A 16,200-nucleotide genomic window follows, 5' to 3' on the forward strand; every position below is an offset into this window, starting at 1 on the left:
TATGTTAAGCAGTATTTGTTAATTGATATAGTGTGTCATAGTTATGTGTCTTGTGCCAGTTCAAAATTTAATCTTCCTAAAAGTTTATGATTTTAAAAAGTTGAAGTGTTTTATGATTTTGAATTGTGCTGATGACACATAACTCATAGCTCACGACTGATATAAAGTAACTCTAGTTACTTTATATCACAAGTTATAGATTAAATAATATACTAGTAGAAAAGAAAGAGAGGTGAAGTAAATGAGCAAAATTTTAATTATTTTAAACCAGCGGAGATTATATCTTTATCAACAAGGAAGGGTAGTCAATTCTTTTCCAGTAGCTATTGGTAAACCGAGTACTCCTACGCCAATTGGTAACTTTTCAATTTTGAATAAGGTTAAGAATCCATATAATCCTGCCTTAGGCACGCGTTGGATGCAGTTTACCTCTAGAGAACATGGTATTCATGGTACTAATAAGCCATGGTTGATTGGTCAGGCAGTTTCTCATGGTTGTGTTAGAATGTATAATCGAGATGCAGAATACGTCTATGATCGAGTTCAAGTAGGAACGCCAGTAGAGATTCGAGCTAGCCGAAGTAATAATGTCTCTTCAGATAGAGATTTCTTCTACTATACTGTCAAAAGAAAAGATACATTATACAAGATTGCTCAGCGATTTAATACAACAGTAGACAGAATAGCCAAGTTAAATAAGTTGAAGAATAGAAGGCTAATTCATCCAGGTCAAAAACTTAAGATCCCACAGTAATGGTTTGAATAAATTAATTATGATTGATATGATTTTAGAAAAGAATTATATTTTTAAGAAGGAGCCAAAAGGATGAAAATTGATTTGAATAGTGACTTAGGAGAAGATTTTGGTAGATATACCTTAGGTAATGATGAAGAGATTATTAAGCGCATCACTTCGGCTAATATAGCTTGTGGGTTTCATGCTGGAGATCCATTAGTTATGGAAGAGACAATAGAATTTGCTTTAGAAAATAAAGTAGGGATTGGAGCTCATCCAGGACTACCAGATTTAATGGGCTTTGGTAGAAGGAAGATGGAACTGACATCTAAAGAAGTACGAGCTTATTTGATTTATCAAGTAGGTGCCTTAAATGGCTTTATAAGATCTACAGGAGGTAAGTTACAGCATGTAAAGCCTCATGGAGCGTTATATAATATGGCAGCCGATGATTATCAGTTGGCTAGAGCTGTAGCAGAAGCAGTCTATGATATTGATAGTGATATAATATTAGTAGGATTAGCAGGTTCTGAATTGATTAAAGCAGGAAGAGAGTTAGGCTTAAGGACGGCTAATGAAGTATTTGCTGATCGAGCCTATACTTCTGAGGGTAGACTGGTATCTAGAAACCAACCTAATGCTGTTATAGAAGATGAAGAGTTAGTAGTGAAGCGAGTACTAAAGATGGTAACAGAAAATAAGGTAACGACTATTGAGGGGACAGAGATTGATCTTGAAGCTGATACTATCTGTGTCCATGGAGATAACAAAGCAGCCTTAAATTTAGTTGATAAATTAGAGTCTGCTTTAGAGCAAGCTGGAATTGATATAATGCCTCTTGGTCAAGAAGGATAAAAGGAGATAATAATGAGTAATAGAATTTATAAACCAGCAGGAGATAGTGCTATTTTAATCAAATTTGGAGCTGAAATCAATAAGGAAATAAATACTCAAATTAGAGCTTTTATTCATTTATTAGAAGAAGAAGAGATAACAGGAATTATAGAGTTGGTACCTAGTTATGATGCTATTATGGTGGTTTATGACCCATTATTAGTTGGTTATCAGGATTTAGTAGCTAAGTTAAAAGAGTTAGATAAAAAAGTGGTTCATCAATCATTACCTCCAGCTCAAATAGTGGAGGTTCCTACTTTATATGGTGGAGAAGTTGGCCCGGATTTAGACTTTGTAGCTGATTATAATGGACTTAATTCCCAAGAAGTAATAGGTATTCATAGTAGTAGAGAGTATTTAGTCTATATGTTAGGCTTTACACCTGGCTTTCCTTATTTAGGTGGTATGTCTCAGCAGATAGCTACTCCTAGACGGGATAATCCAAGACAGAAGATTCCAGCTGGTAGTGTAGGAATTGCTGGTGATCAGACAGGGATTTATCCCATAGCAAGTCCTGGAGGGTGGCAAATTATAGGACAGACCCCTATTAAACTATTTAATCCTAATCAAGAAACTAATATTCTATTAGAAGTTGGCTGTTATCTTAAATTTATTTCTATTTCTAAAGAAGAGTTTAAACAGATTAAATACCAGATAGAAGTAGGAGATTATCAAGTTAAGAAGTATTTTAAGGAGGAGCAGTAATGAGTAAGTTAGTAGTTGAGCGAGCTGGGTTATTAACAACAATTCAAGATAAAGGTAGATATGGCTATCAGCAGTATGGAATGCCAGTAGCAGGTGCTATGGATAAGTATGCTTTTCAAGTGGCTAATATACTAGCAGGTAATAGTAGGAATCTTCCTGCTTTAGAGATTACTCTACAAGGGCCAACTATTAGATTTACTGGTAGTTGTAGAGTAGCCATTGCTGGGGCCAACTTAGGTGCTAAATTAAATGGTAGAAGAGTATCCTCCTGGACCTCTTTTAGAGTCGATACAGGAGATAGATTAAGTTTCAGTCGGCCTAAAGAAGGTTGTAGAGCATATTTAGCAGTGTCAGGTGGTTTAAAAATCTATCAAGTAATGGAGAGTTCTGCTACTTATTTGCGAGGAGAGCTAGGAGGACATAATGGTAGAAGATTAGAGAAAGGTGATACTTTAGATGTAGCTAAAGAAGAAGGTGAAAATTTTTCAGGATTAATTAAAGTAGAGCAAGAGTATATTCCTCAGTATCAAGATAGTATTGAGGCTAGAGTTATTATTGGGCCTCAAGAGAAGGCTTTTTCCCAAGAAGTGTTGACTAAATTACTAGATGCAGAGTATAAGATTTCTTTACAGTCCGATAGAATGGGTTATAGACTAGATGGGCCAACTTTAGAGCATCAAGAGAGTGCCGATATAATATCTGAAGGGATTTCTCTGGGTGCTATTCAAGTACCAGGAGATGGAAAACCAATAATTATGATGGCTGACCGACAGACAACTGGTGGATATACTAAGATTGCCAATGTAATTTCAGTAGATATTCCTGAATTAGCCCAACTGAAGCCAGGCGATAAAGTTGGATTTAAAGCAGTAAGCGTTAAGACTGCTCAAAGGTTGTATAGAAGACAAGAACAGAAACTAAAGAAGTTAAATGAAATTATAAATAAAATCTATCTAGTACATGGTTCTAAAAAGAATTGGACAAGAAAAGAGATAGGTTGAATTTACTCTATAGCATATTAAATAGGATATAGATTATTGCTCCCCAAGCCAAGAAGAGAGTTATTAAACCTTCACCGATAAATAAGCTACAACAGAGAAGATTACTATTAATTACATTATTATTAAAGATCACCTCTGTTGTAACTACCTTCATAATAGTTGCTAAAGCTATAGCCCAAGTAGTAAGGCCCCAGATAGTTAATAATAAGAGTAATAAATCAAGCAGTTCTAGGCTTATCATTTCTCTTCCTCCTTTCTTTAGTATCAGTGACCAGTAACAAAAAGTTAATGATTTACTGGTTACTCATCACTTGTTACCTGTTACTTAAAGCTACACTTTATATCATCACATTAGCAGAGAATAAATTTATTTAGCAAGTAAATTTTGATTGGTTATATTATATTATGTTACTTGACTACTAATTGTTTCTGTGGTCTTAGGAAAGAATATAATAGTGAGGTGATAAAATGAAACTAACTGTATTAGGCAATCGTTCTCCTTACCCTACTGCTCAAGCAGGAGGAGTTGGTTATTTATTGCAGACTGAAGAACAGAATATTCTATTGGAAGTTGGCCCGGGTACACTATCTAATTTAAATCAATTAATAGAGTATCATCAATTAGATGCAGTTATTATTTCTCATCTACATGCTGATCATTTTTTAGAATTAATCCCTTTACATTATGCTTTAATGCTTGCTCAAAAAAGAAAAACTAGACAGGAAGCATTAGCAGTTTATCTACCTTTTACAGCATGTTCAGAGTTAGATTTTATTAGAAGTAAAGTAGGCAAAGAATTTCATCTACAACAGATTACTGCTGATACTAGATTACAGTTAGGAGAAGTTGAGTTTACTTTTCAGCAGTCTAATCACTCCAAAGAATGTTATGGAATAAGGATTAGTGATGGAGAGAAAGTAATAGGTTATACTGCAGATACAGCTTGGGATCAAAATTTAATCTCTTTCTTATCTGGTACAGATATATTAGTAGCAGAGGCTAGTTTATTAGACAAGGATAGAGAAGAAAGAAAAGTTGGCCATATGACAGTTAAAGAAGCAGTAGATTTTGGAGCAAAGGCAGAGACTAAAGAATTGTTATTAACTCATTTAGGTTCTATTTATAAACTAGAAGAAATTAAAAATGAGATTCCAGAGCTGGAGATTGAAGTTAAGGTCAGTCAAGTAGGAGAAAACTATAATTTAGATTAATTATAATTGTAAATTATTTCATGATAAGAATTTATTGTTTTACAATGTATTTCTTTTATAATATAATAACTTATGTTAGTATGCATATATTTTACAGGAGGGATTTTTTATGGCAGATATGAGAAGTGAGAAGCAAGAAGAAGTAACTCCTTATGTAACTGCAGAAAAATCTATGGCAGAATTTACTTGGATTTCTGTAGTATTAGGTGTTATTATGACAGTTGTGTTTGCTGCAGCAAATGCTTATTTAGGTTTGAAAGTAGGAATGACAGTTAGTGCTTCAGTACCTGGAGCAGTAATTTCAATGGGAGTCTTACGTGGTTTACTAGGCAAAGGTACTATTTTAGAAAATAATACTGTACAAACTATTACTTCAGCTGGAACTTCCTTAGCAGCTGGTGTGATATTTACTATTCCTGCTCTAATATTATGGGGAATTGAGCCTAGCTTGATTAAGATGTTCTTAATTTCATTGCTAGGTGGTGTGTTAGGTGTTCTATTTATGATTCCTTTACGTAAATATTTGATTGTAGAAGAACATAATAATCTTCCTTACCCTGAAGGTACAGCTTGTGCTGAAGTTCTGATTGCAGGAGAAGAAGGTGGCGCTAAATCTAAAGACGTATTTTGGGGTTTGGGAATTGGAGCCTTATATAAGTTTTTGTCTGGAGGAATGAAGATCTGGCCGGAAACAGTAGAGTGGTCAATTCCAAATTATCAAGGATCAGCTATTGGATTTAATCTCTATCCATCTCTATTAGGTGTAGGTTATATTATTGGCCCTAAGATTGCAGTTCGTATGTTGGCCGGTGGTACTCTAGGTTGGTTTGTACTAATGCCTTTAATTACTAATGTAGGTGCTGGATTGACTGAACCGTTATTTCCTGCTAGTAAGCCTATTGTTGAATTAGGTTACTGGGGTGTATGGGATAATTATATTCGTTATGTTGGTGCTGGTGGAGTAGCAGTTGGAGGTATAATCAGTTTGATTAAGGCTTTACCTACAATTGTTACATCTTTTAAGGCAGCAGTAAGTGAATTGACTACAGGAACTAAAAAAGATATTAAACGTCTTCGAACTAATATAGACCTACCATTAAAGTGGGTGATTATCGGAGCAATTCTTGTTATTTTAGCTATAGCTTTTCTACCGCAACTACCAGTTGGTATTTTAGGAGCAGTATTTGTTACTATTTTTGGTTTTTTCTTTGTAACAGTATCCTCTCGAATAGTTGGTATTGTTGGTAGTTCTTCTAATCCTGCTTCTGGAATGACAATTGCTACTTTATTAGCTACTAGTTTAATTATGAAGTATTTAGGCTGGACTGATAAAAGTGGTATGATAGCTGCTTTAAGTGTAGGAGCTATTGTCTGTATTGCTATTGCAGTTGCAGGTGATACTTCTCAGGACTTAAAGACAGGTTTTTTAGTAGGAGCTACTCCAAAAAAGCAGCAATTTGGTGAACTAATTGGTATTCTAATTTCTGCTATTTTTGTTGGTGGAATAGTATTAATGTTACATGAGGCTTATGGTATTGCTTCTAAAGAACTACCAGCACCACAGGCTAATTTAATGTCAATGGTAGTTAAAGGAGTTATGAAAGGAAACTTACCTTGGTCATTAGTTTTAACAGGAGTATTTTCTGCTGTAGTTATTGAGATGTTTGGGATTGGCTCTTTACCATTTGCAGTAGGACTATATTTGCCAATTCATTTAAGTACACCGATTATAATTGGTGGATTAATCAAGTTAGCGTTAGAAAAGAAAGAATTTGTTTCTGAAGAAGTTAAGGAAGACAAGGATGAAAGTGGTATTTTATTTGCTTCAGGATTGGTTGCAGGAGATGCATTAATTGGTATCTTATTAGCTGGGTTAGCACTTAAAGGCTGGCATACTAGTATTAAAGTAGGAGCAGGTTGGTTAGGAAATTCAGCTAATATAGTTGGATTAGTTACTTTTGCTCTTTTAGCTTATACTCTTTGGAATAATTCTGTTAGAGCAGAAGTTAGAGATAGTATTAAAGAATAGATTTAGGAGATACGTGGCTAATTAGTCACGTATCTTTTCTATTTTTATGATAAAATAAATAAAGAGATTAAAAGAAAAATATTATTTTATTAAAGGAGGATAATAATGTTAGCGTTAGTTAATGCCAAGATCTTAACAATGAACCAACAAATTATTGAAGAAGGTACAATTCTAATTAAAGAGGGAAAGATAGCAACTATAGGAGAAGATATATCTATTCCAGAAGGATGTCCGATAATTAATTTAAGTGGTAAGATTGTTATGCCTGGATTGATTGATGCACATACTCATCTAGGAATCGGTGAAGAAGGAGTTGGCTGGGAAGGTCAAGACTATAATGAGATGACTGATCCAACTACGCCACACTTAAGAGCACTTGATGGGATTAATCCAGAAGATGAAGGTTTTGTAGATGCATATCAGAGTGGAATTACTACTGTTATGGTGGCACCTGGTAGTGCTAATGTTTTAGGAGGCGAATGTAGTGTAGTTAAGACAACAGGTAAAACTATAAGGGATATGTTAGTTAAGGAAGAAGTAGGACTAAAGGCAGCTTTAGGAGAAAATCCTAAACGAGTTTATAATGAACAAGATAAAGCACCTAGTACAAGGATGGCAGTAGCTGCTTTATTACGTCAAAGTTTAATGGAGGCTGAAGATTATATAGTTTGTAAAGAACGAGCTAAAAAAGATAATAACCCATTCCAGCGTGATCTTAAGTTAGAAAACTTAGCTAAGATAGTTAAAGGTGAGATGCCACTTAAAGTTCATGCCCATCAAGCAGATGACATTATAACTGCTTTAAGAATTGCTGATGAATTTGATATTGATATTACTTTAGAACACTGTACTGCTGGCCATAAGATAGCTCAGGAGCTAGCAGAAACTGATTATCCTGCTATTATCGGGCCAACTTTAACTGGAAGAGTAAAGGTAGAACTTAAGGATAGAACTTTTGCTACACCAGGTGATTTATCTAAAGAAGGTGTTAAAGTAGCTATCATGAGTGATCATCCAGCCAGCCCAATTGATAGTCTATTAATCTATGTTGCTTTAGCTGTTAAGTCAGGAATGGATAGAATGGAAGCGTTAAAAGCAGTTACTATTAACCCAGCAGAGATTTTAGGTATTGCTGATAGAGTAGGAAGTATAGAAGAAGGTAAAGATGCTGATTTAGTGGTGTTTAGTGACGATCCACTAGATATTAATTCTGAAGTAGAGATGGTCTTAATTGAAGGAGAGAAAGTAAAATAGAATAGAGCTCTTAATTAACAAAAAATCCTAAGTATCTTTCTTACCTCTATGTACACCCTAAATTTTAGGGAGGGGATATTAAATGGGTAAAGATAATACACCAGAAGAGAAGAAGAGAGAAGAAAAACTTAGAGCTAAGATTGGTGATAGTTACTTTAATAGAGAAGCCGACTATACAGAATATGAAGAAGTAGCTGAAAATGTTGCTCCTGGTGCAGAAGAAGGAGATTATACTCCTGAAAATGATGAATTGGCTGCTGAAGTTGTACCTGGTGTTGATATGGGAGACTATAATATGCCTCTTGATGATGTAATAGCTGAAGATGATACTAGAGAAACTAAGGCTAAAAAAGAGATCAATATAGCAGAAGAGATGGATGTCGATATTGATGTAGAAGGTTATGAATCTGTTGACAGAGATATAACAGATGAGATGGATGATGACATCGAGACAGATTATAATAGTAAGAGACAATAGAGTAATTAATAGTTAAGTCACTTATTTTCTGGAAGTTTGATTTCTAGGAAGTAAGTGACTTTTTTATTTAATAGTTAGTCTGCTAAAAGGAAAATGTTACTCTCTGAGGTTAACTACAAAAATGTAGCTTAATTGATATAATGTGTCACCTATGATGACACATTATATCAATTACAATTAACTAATTATTGAACAAGGTAAAAATAATAGTTTAGCTAGCAAGAAGGTCTAGACATCTTTTTTTACTTGTAAGTAAAAGATAGTCTTAAGGAGGGATGATAGATATGGAAATAGATGATGTAAGAGATGAATATATACCAGAGGATAGGGTAATGTTAGAAGAAATTAGTGAAGAAGAGATTAAAGATATTCTTCAGCAGGAGAAATATATGTCTAATAATGATGAGATATCGGCTGGGGTAAATGATATCATTGATAGAAGGAGTTATATTCCTGGTGATGAAGGAATAGTAGATGAAATTGCTGATGATCTTGGTGTGGCAGATTATAGTCCAGCTGACGATATAGTGGCTAAAACAATTAATGCTGTAGACTATAATGAAGAGATGGCAGAAGAGATTATGGCTGATACAGGAGACTATACTAGAGACCATGATGAGATAGCAGAACAGATGGGCCAAGATATTGATGAATTAGCAGATGATATTAGTGATATTGCTGACTAAAAATATAGTGTCAGAAACTTAGTATGAGTGTTAGCAATTTCAAACTTTATGTATTATTATTAATAAATATTAGCTAGACCAACTTTCAGTGTATGAAAGTTGGTTTTTCTATGTTAAAGAGAAAGATTAATGGTCTATCTAAATCACTGATTTAGGTATGTGAAGAGGTTCATATTTACAATCTCTAAATATATAGATCATAATTTATGACTAATTTAATTTTGATTGAATAAAGAATCTTGAGTAGTTGTCTCAGATGAGTTAAGAAAATTTTTAAGTAGGAAGTTAACTTTATAAAGAATCGAGATATTCTGCAGCCTCTTTTCTATTATCAAATATATTGTTATTTAGATCTTTTAATGTTTTTCTCATTTGTATTTTAGAAAGAATTGATTTAGATAAGATTGTAGCAGTTCCTTTCATTTTATTTTCGATAGCATATTGTCTTGCTTCTTTAAATACAGCATCTACTTTTTTGGAATGGACTGGATCACAAGAGAAATCGAGACAGAATGTGAAATGTGGTTGTGCTTTATCAATTACCTTCTTTAATTCTTTCACATATTGTTTAGTTTCTTTAAAGTTTAGACTATCTTTAAAATTAATATGAATTCTATTTTTGCTACGATTATAGTTAATATTATATATGTTCATACTATATCCTCCTTGTATACTTATCAAGCATTTGGCAAAAATATTATTTTGTATATTTCTATGGGTCATTATACATATTTATGGATATGAAGTCAAAACTGCTATCATATATTTTTTATGACAATAAATGTCCACTGCCTCCTTTATAATTATATTAATACTTTTTAAAGGTATTTAATTTTATACGCATAAATTGTTAATTAAAATATCTACTAGGAGTTAAATTATGAAAAAACAGTCAAAGTCAATTAGAGTTTTATCTATCTTTGAACGATTAAATCAAGGTAGAGTAATTAACCGTAAATCAGAAGCAGAAAAGTTTTCTGTTAGTTCCAGAACTATTAAGCGTGATATAGATACTTTGCGTAATTATTTATCTCAACTTTACGAAGATGGGACCCAAATAATCTATAATAGAGACAAGAAGGGTTATATTTTACAGCGTGATCAAAAGAAATGGTTGACTAATCGAGAAACTTTAAGTTTAGTAAAGGTATTATTAGAGAGTAGAGCTTTTTCCGACCAAGAGATGAATCAATTATTAGACAAGCTGATTCTGCAGTCAAATTTTAAGGATCAAAAGCATATTGAACAAGTAATCTGTAATGAACGATTTCATTATCAACCACTTAAGCATCAGTAACCTTTATTTAATCTGATTTGGGATTTGAGTCAAGCAGTAAGAGAGAAGAGAGTAATTAAGTTAGATTATGACAAAAGAGCCAGTTAGACGAATAGTCAAACCATTAGGGATTATGTTTTCAGAATATTATTTTTATTTAGTAGCTAGTTTCTGTAATTCAGAAGATGATTTTAAGATAGTTTATCGTTTAGATAGAATTGTTGATTATAAGATTACTGATCAAAACTTCTCGGTTAAGTATATAGATCGGTTTCAAGAGGGCGAGTTTAGAAAACGAGTTCAGTTTATGCAACCAGGTAACTTAACAAAGATAAAGTTTAGATTTTGGGGTAGGTCTTTAGAAGCAGTATTAGACCGACTACCAACTGCTCAAGTTACTGCAAAAGAAGATGATGCTTATACTGTTCAAGCTGAAGTCTATGGTAGAGGGATAAAGATGTGGCTGCTAAGTCAAGGGCCAACTCTAGAAGTGCTAGAGCCAATAGAGCTAAGAGAGGAAATGAAAGAAATGGCTCAAAATATACTTGAGATTTATTAATAGATCTTATAAAGGATACAATACTAGGGTTGTATCCTGATTATAATATTGAGTAATTTATTTCTAATGTTGAGTTGTTGCCTTTTCTTTTAGATAACTGATAAATCTTCTAAAGAGATCTGATTTAAATTTATCTTGATGATAAATAAGCTTAAACTTTCTAATAAAGTCGATTTTTTCGATCTTAATTTGAGTTAGTTCTTCAGTTTCTAGTTCCTTTTTAATTGCTATTTTAGGTAGTACAGAGATTCCCATATTGGCTGAAACAGCTTTTTTAATTGCTTCTATATTATTAAGAATATGTTTTGTCTGATAAGATAGGTTATGTTGATCTAATGTCTTTTCAATAACTTCTCTAGTGCCACTTCCTTTTTCGCGCATAATAAAAGACTCTTCTCCAATCTCATCAGCTGTAATTATTCCTTTTGTAGCCCATTTATGTTCAGGCGAAGAGATAAGAATTAATTTATCAGCAAAAAAAGAGTCTATATTTATATCTGCAGTTGTAGTTGGCCCTTCTACTAGTCCAATATCAATATCGTTATTTAAAATTTTATCTTCAATTACGCTAGTATTATCAATAATAAGATTGATAGTAATTCCTTCATATTTATTATTAAAGGAGTTTATTATATCAGGTAATAAGTAAGTGCCAATAGTCATGCTTGCTCCAATTTTTAATTTTCCTTGTTTCATATTTGCAATGTCTTCTATATTATTGTGAGCTTCATCTACTAATATCAATATCTTTTTACTATATTTCAATAAAATTTTTCCAGCATGTGTTAAAACTAATTTATGGTTAAGTCGTTCAAATAATTTGACTCCTAGTTTATTTTCTAGATTAGAAATAGTTTGGCTAATAGCTGGTTGAGTAATATATATTTGGTCAGCTGTTTTAGACATACTACCTGTTTTAGCAACTTGCTTGAAGATTCTTAGTTGTCTTAAGTTCATGTTGGCCCTCCTATAAGTAATTGCTTATATAATATATAATATTATATTATTTTACTAATATCAAGCTAGGTATTAAAATGGAAACAGTTTAAAAATATATTAATTATAAAGAGCTAGACTTTGAATTTAAAGAGCATTAGGACTATATTATTTTTAAGATAGGAGTGATAGCATGAAAAAAGACCTTACTATAATAATACCTGGTTTATTAGTAACAATAATAATTGAATTATCTGCTAGATATATAGCTAATTGGGTTCCTAATTTAGGAGGAGTAACATTAGCTATTATATTAGGATTAATAATTGGTAATACCATAAAAATTAATTCTACTTATCTTCCTGGTGTTTATTTTGCTAAAAAGAAAGTACTTTCATTAGCTATTATACTTATGGGGCTAAAATTAGAGTTGGCTGTCTTAGGTCAATTAGGATTATCAGCTATTTTAATAATTATAGGTATGGTAGTGGCTACAATAACTTTAGGTTATTTTTGGGGTCAAGTTTTTGGATTATCTTCTAGTTTTAGTCTATTGTTAGGAGTAGGGAATGCAGTTTGTGGTTCTTCAGCTATTGGTGCTACAGCTCCTTTAGTATCTAAAAATGAAGAAGAAGTTGGCCTCTCTATTGGTGTAGTCAACCTACTAGGAACACTAGGAATTTTTTTATTACCTTTATTAACTTATTTATTAAATTTTACATCAGCCAATAGTGGTTTAATGATTGGAGGTACACTACAGTCAGTAGGGCAGGTTGTAGCTGCTGGTTTTTCTATTAATGATAAGATTGGCAACTTAGCTACAGTAGTTAAAATGGGACGAATTTTAATGCTGGGGCCAACAATTTTATTATTAAGTCTGTTTACTAAGCAAGATAATAAAGAAGAGACTAAGGTAACTATTCCTTCTTTTATTATTGGATTCTTTATTTTTAGTCTGCTAGGTAGTTTTCAGCTACTACCAGTTACAATTAGTAGTTACTTAAAGACTTTAAGTAAAATTTTATTGACTATTGCTATGGCAGGAATAGGATTAGAGATTAAATTAGCTAGTTTAGCTAATCAAGGTCCTAAAGCCTTATTAGTAGGAGGCTTAACTTTTGTAAGTCAGTTAATATTGATTACATTTTTAATCTATTTTGTAATTTAATAATCTTTTATTTAAATCAGCTAGTTAAAAGTTTCTAACTAGCTGATTTATTTTTAGTAGTAGTTATTAACATAAAATTAATTTTTAGTTAAAACTCTTGTAACATTAGTCTGAGATAATGATAAAACAAGATATTAGAAGAAGAAGTTAATAAATCAAGGGGGGGCTAAATAATAATGGGACCAAATTTGGTAGAACAACTTATTAATGTAATAGAAGATAGAGAGATTAGAACAGTCTTTCAACCAATTGTTAATTTGAAAAATGGAAGTATATTAGGTTATGAAGCCTTAAGTCGAGGTCCTAAAGATAGTTCATTAGAGAGTCCATACCATTTATTTAGAGTAGCTAAAAATTATGATCAATTATTTGCTTTAGAAAAAGCTTGTAGAGAAACAGCTTTAGATAATTGTCGTAAGATAGATGATAAGTATAATATATTTATTAATGTAGATCCAGCTGTTATTTATGATGAAGATTTTAGATCTGGAACTACAAAAGAGATGATAAATGAACTATCAATTTCGCAAAAAGAAATAGTTATTGAATTGACTGAAAAGACATCAATAGATGACTTACAAGGTTTTAGATTAGCTTTAGATAATTATAGACAACAGGGTTATAAGATTGCTATTGATGATACAGGGGCAGGTTATTCAGGGTTGCAATCAATTGTTTCAATTTCTTATAATTATATTAAATTAGATCGTTCATTAGTGCAGGATATTGATCAAGATCCAGTTAAAAAGTCATTATTAGAGGCCTTTATGGAGTTTGCGGATAAGATAAATTCTAAAGTGATAGCAGAAGGAATTGAAAGAAAAGAAGAACTGAAGACTTTAATTAAGATGGGAGTTAATTATGGACAAGGATATTTAATTGCTAGACCACAAGAGGAGATACAGACTAAGTTGGAAATTACTAATCAAATAATAGATATGAATAAGCAATGTAGATACTTAGGAGAAGAAACAATAGTTGGTGAATTGGCTAAAAAGAATACTACTGTAACAATTACTTCAACTACTAAAAATAAAGTAGTTGATAATCTATTTGAACATAGGTCTGAACTAAATAGTATAGTAGTTTTAAATGATACGCAGCCTGTAGGAATAATTATGCGAGATGATTTTTATTATAGGTTAGGAACTCAGTATGGTTATGCTATTTTTATTAATAAGGCTGTTCAGTCTATTATGGATGATCAACCACTAGTAGTTGAAGCTAATACTTCTCTTGCTCAAGTAGTAGAATTAGCTATGGACAGAGATACTGATAACTTATATAATTCTGTAATTGTAACTAAAAATAATCAATATATAGGAGTTGTCTCAATAAAAAAGATACTAGAAGAGTTGACTAATATACAGGTAGAACAGGCTAAGCATTTGAATCCATTAACTAATCTACCAGGAAATAGAATCATCAAACAAGAAATTTCAAGTAGAATAGAAACCAAAGATAAGTTTGCTGTATTATATGCTGATTTAGATAATTTTAAGGTTTATAATGATTATTATGGCTATCAAAAAGGAGACCAAGTAATAAAATTTACTTCTCAAGTATTATCTAATGTAGTATCTGAGATAGGTTCTAATCAGGATTTTATTGGTCATATAGGTGGAGACGATTTTGTAGTTGTTACTGTTCCAGATAAGGTTGTAGAGATTAGTCAAAAAACAATTGATAAGTTTGAAACAGGTATTAATCAATTTTTTGATTCTAAGGATAGAGAACGAGGTTGTTTTATAGGTGAGAATAGACAAGGAGAAGAGATAGAAATGCCGCTGACTAGTCTATCTATAGCTATTGTAAGTAATAAAGATAGAAAAATTTCTAGTCCATTACAGGTTAGCGATATATTAGCTGAAGTTAAAAAGTATGTTAAAGCTAAATCAGGAAGTAATTATATGCTTGATAGAAGGAGAAAATAACATTTTATATTTTAAAAAATAAAAAATCGAAATTAGATGTAATATATCAAATATTTTGAAATAAAAATGTATATATCATATTTGACTAAATCATCATAGTATATAGTATCATTACATTAGACAGGGGGCAAAGTATGATATGTGATGAGAAAGCTGACTTAGAGATTCCTAAAGAACATTTACGGTTACATTATCTACGGTCAATAGACTCTGATTATTGGAACTGGGGGCTTTATTTATGGGGTCCAGGTTATAATGCCAAACGGGTGAAGTGGGGAGAACCGTTATCTATTGCTGGTATTGATAGTTATGGAGCTTATTGGGATATCGCTTATTGTAAAGGTGAAACATTTAAGTTTGTGATCCATAATGATTACTATAGGATCTCAGATATTAGTGGTGAATATATAAAAGAGAATGGAACAGAAGAAATCTGGGTTATTTCTGGTAACTCAACAGTCTATTTTAGTTTAGAAGAAGCACTTGAAAATTCTAATTTAGAACTAATTCCTCCGATTCCAACCAATTATGTAAGATTGAATTATTATCGACCTGATAGTAAATATAAAGGGTTGCAACTTAAATATTGGCGTGAAGGTAGAGAAGATGAAAGGACTAAAGAAGAAGGAAGAATGATACCAATGGGTGAAAGTATAGGTGGTGTTTATTGGGATATACCCTGTCGTCCATGTGATGATGAACTAAAATTTAGTATCTATAATGAAGAATCAAAAGAAGTAGAAGGTGAGCATAAGTATTGTAATCCCAATCGAAACCAAGAGATTTGGATGATGGCCGGTGACTCAACAGAATACTATAGTGGATTAGAAGTTCTAGAGCAGGGACGAAATGAAATAAAAGAAGCAATAATTATAGACCAAAATAAGATTGAGGTATCTTTTAAACACCCAGTTGAAGAAGCAATTATTATTAAAGATAATTTAGAAACGGTTCCCTTAGCTAAATTAGATGATTCAAAGAATCGAACATACCAGTTGATTACTCAGCAGAATCTTGAATATGATAAAAGTTATATAGTTAAGTGTGGAAGATTAGAAGCTGAGACTATTTTGAGTCCAGAAATTATTGAAGATAATTTAACTTATAATGGAGAATTAGGTGTATTTTATAATTCTGAAACAACTGAATTTAAATTATGGGCTCCTTCAGCAAGTAAAGTAGATTTAGAATTATTTACTGATAGTTTTGCTAACACTCCTATTGAAGTCATTCCTTTAGTAAGACAGGATAATGGAGTCTGGAAGACAACTGTGGAAGAAGATTTATTAGGAAAAATTCTATAATTATAAAGTTAGTAATGGTACACAGACT

General features: G+C 32.1%; 17 protein-coding genes. 14 read left to right on the forward strand and 3 right to left on the reverse strand.

Annotated features, from left to right (window positions below; genetic code table 11):
• Nucleotides 1–241 precede the first annotated feature (241 nt).
• From ACYQ39_RS12545 to ACYQ39_RS12560, 4 genes are all read left to right on the forward strand, one after another.
• Nucleotides 242–754 (forward strand): L,D-transpeptidase family protein, encoded by a 513-nt coding sequence (locus ACYQ39_RS12545; RefSeq protein WP_459843658.1) that lies wholly within the window; start codon nt 242–244, stop codon nt 752–754.
• 72 nt (nt 755–826) lie between these two features.
• Nucleotides 827–1,591 (forward strand): LamB/YcsF family protein, encoded by a 765-nt coding sequence (locus tag ACYQ39_RS12550; protein ID WP_459843660.1) that lies wholly within the window; start codon nt 827–829, stop codon nt 1,589–1,591.
• 12 nt (nt 1,592–1,603) lie between these two features.
• The gene (gene pxpB, locus ACYQ39_RS12555; RefSeq protein ID WP_459843662.1) at nt 1,604–2,335 is read left to right on the forward strand and encodes a 5-oxoprolinase subunit PxpB; all 732 of its coding nucleotides are present in this window, start codon (nt 1,604–1,606) and stop codon (nt 2,333–2,335) included.
• Entirely contained in the window at nt 2,335–3,336 is a 1,002-nt protein-coding gene (locus ACYQ39_RS12560) for a 5-oxoprolinase subunit C family protein (RefSeq protein ID WP_459843665.1), read from the forward strand. Before pxpB ends, ACYQ39_RS12560 begins: the two co-directional genes overlap by 1 nt.
• Nucleotides 3,337–3,343: 7 nt before the next feature.
• On the opposite strand, the gene ACYQ39_RS12565 is transcribed toward ACYQ39_RS12560, so the two are convergent.
• Nucleotides 3,344–3,577 (reverse strand): hypothetical protein, encoded by a 234-nt coding sequence (locus tag ACYQ39_RS12565; RefSeq protein ID WP_459843667.1) that lies wholly within the window; start codon nt 3,575–3,577, stop codon nt 3,344–3,346.
• Nucleotides 3,578–3,804: 227 nt separating this feature from the next.
• Here ACYQ39_RS12565 and ACYQ39_RS12570 point away from each other — a divergent pair, with 227 nt between their 5' ends.
• The 5 genes from ACYQ39_RS12570 to ACYQ39_RS12590 all read left to right on the forward strand — a co-directional run bounded on the left by ACYQ39_RS12570 (nt 3,805) and on the right by ACYQ39_RS12590 (nt 8,995).
• The gene (locus ACYQ39_RS12570) at nt 3,805–4,548 is read left to right on the forward strand and encodes an MBL fold metallo-hydrolase (RefSeq protein WP_459843669.1); all 744 of its coding nucleotides are present in this window, start codon (nt 3,805–3,807) and stop codon (nt 4,546–4,548) included.
• A gap of 109 nt (nt 4,549–4,657) precedes the next feature.
• The gene (locus tag ACYQ39_RS12575; protein WP_459843671.1) at nt 4,658–6,577 is read left to right on the forward strand and encodes an OPT family oligopeptide transporter; all 1,920 of its coding nucleotides are present in this window, start codon (nt 4,658–4,660) and stop codon (nt 6,575–6,577) included.
• Nucleotides 6,578–6,682: 105 nt separating this feature from the next.
• Nucleotides 6,683–7,831, forward strand: a complete 1,149-nt coding sequence (locus ACYQ39_RS12580; protein ID WP_459843674.1) for an amidohydrolase — start codon at nt 6,683–6,685, stop codon at nt 7,829–7,831.
• A gap of 82 nt (nt 7,832–7,913) precedes the next feature.
• Nucleotides 7,914–8,309, forward strand: coding sequence for a hypothetical protein (locus ACYQ39_RS12585; protein ID WP_459843676.1), 396 nt, complete (start codon nt 7,914–7,916; stop codon nt 8,307–8,309).
• 275 nt (nt 8,310–8,584) lie between these two features.
• Nucleotides 8,585–8,995, forward strand: a complete 411-nt coding sequence (locus ACYQ39_RS12590; RefSeq protein ID WP_459843678.1) for a hypothetical protein — start codon at nt 8,585–8,587, stop codon at nt 8,993–8,995.
• Between the two features lie 291 nt (nt 8,996–9,286).
• On the opposite strand, the gene ACYQ39_RS12595 is transcribed toward ACYQ39_RS12590, so the two are convergent.
• Entirely contained in the window at nt 9,287–9,649 is a 363-nt protein-coding gene (locus ACYQ39_RS12595) for a hypothetical protein (RefSeq protein ID WP_459843681.1), read from the reverse strand.
• A 226-nt stretch (nt 9,650–9,875) separates the two neighbouring features.
• Between ACYQ39_RS12595 and ACYQ39_RS12600 the strand changes: the two genes are divergently transcribed.
• Nucleotides 9,876–10,292 carry an HTH domain-containing protein gene (locus ACYQ39_RS12600; protein ID WP_459843683.1) on the forward strand — a complete coding sequence of 139 codons (417 nt, stop codon included), beginning with the start codon at nt 9,876–9,878 and terminating at the stop codon, nt 10,290–10,292.
• A 67-nt stretch (nt 10,293–10,359) separates the two neighbouring features.
• A complete protein-coding gene (locus ACYQ39_RS12605; protein ID WP_459843686.1) occupies nt 10,360–10,830 on the forward strand; it encodes a helix-turn-helix transcriptional regulator in 471 nt (156 codons plus the stop codon).
• 63 nt (nt 10,831–10,893) lie between these two features.
• Here ACYQ39_RS12605 and ACYQ39_RS12610 read toward each other — a convergent pair whose 3' ends face one another.
• A complete protein-coding gene (locus tag ACYQ39_RS12610; RefSeq protein WP_459843689.1) occupies nt 10,894–11,787 on the reverse strand; it encodes a LysR family transcriptional regulator in 894 nt (297 codons plus the stop codon).
• 172 nt (nt 11,788–11,959) lie between these two features.
• Here ACYQ39_RS12610 and ACYQ39_RS12615 point away from each other — a divergent pair, with 172 nt between their 5' ends.
• From ACYQ39_RS12615 to ACYQ39_RS12625, 3 genes are all read left to right on the forward strand, one after another.
• On the forward strand, nt 11,960–12,934 hold the full coding sequence (locus ACYQ39_RS12615; protein ID WP_459843692.1) for a YeiH family protein: 975 nt from the start codon (nt 11,960–11,962) through the stop codon (nt 12,932–12,934).
• 176 nt (nt 12,935–13,110) lie between these two features.
• On the forward strand, nt 13,111–14,868 hold the full coding sequence (locus ACYQ39_RS12620; RefSeq protein WP_459843694.1) for a GGDEF domain-containing protein: 1,758 nt from the start codon (nt 13,111–13,113) through the stop codon (nt 14,866–14,868).
• Nucleotides 14,869–15,002: 134 nt separating this feature from the next.
• On the forward strand, nt 15,003–16,172 hold the full coding sequence (locus tag ACYQ39_RS12625; protein WP_459843697.1) for a pullulanase-associated domain-containing protein: 1,170 nt from the start codon (nt 15,003–15,005) through the stop codon (nt 16,170–16,172).
• The last annotated feature ends 28 nt before the right edge of the window (nt 16,173–16,200 follow it).

The sequence above is a fragment of the Halanaerocella petrolearia genome (assembly GCF_054657875.1).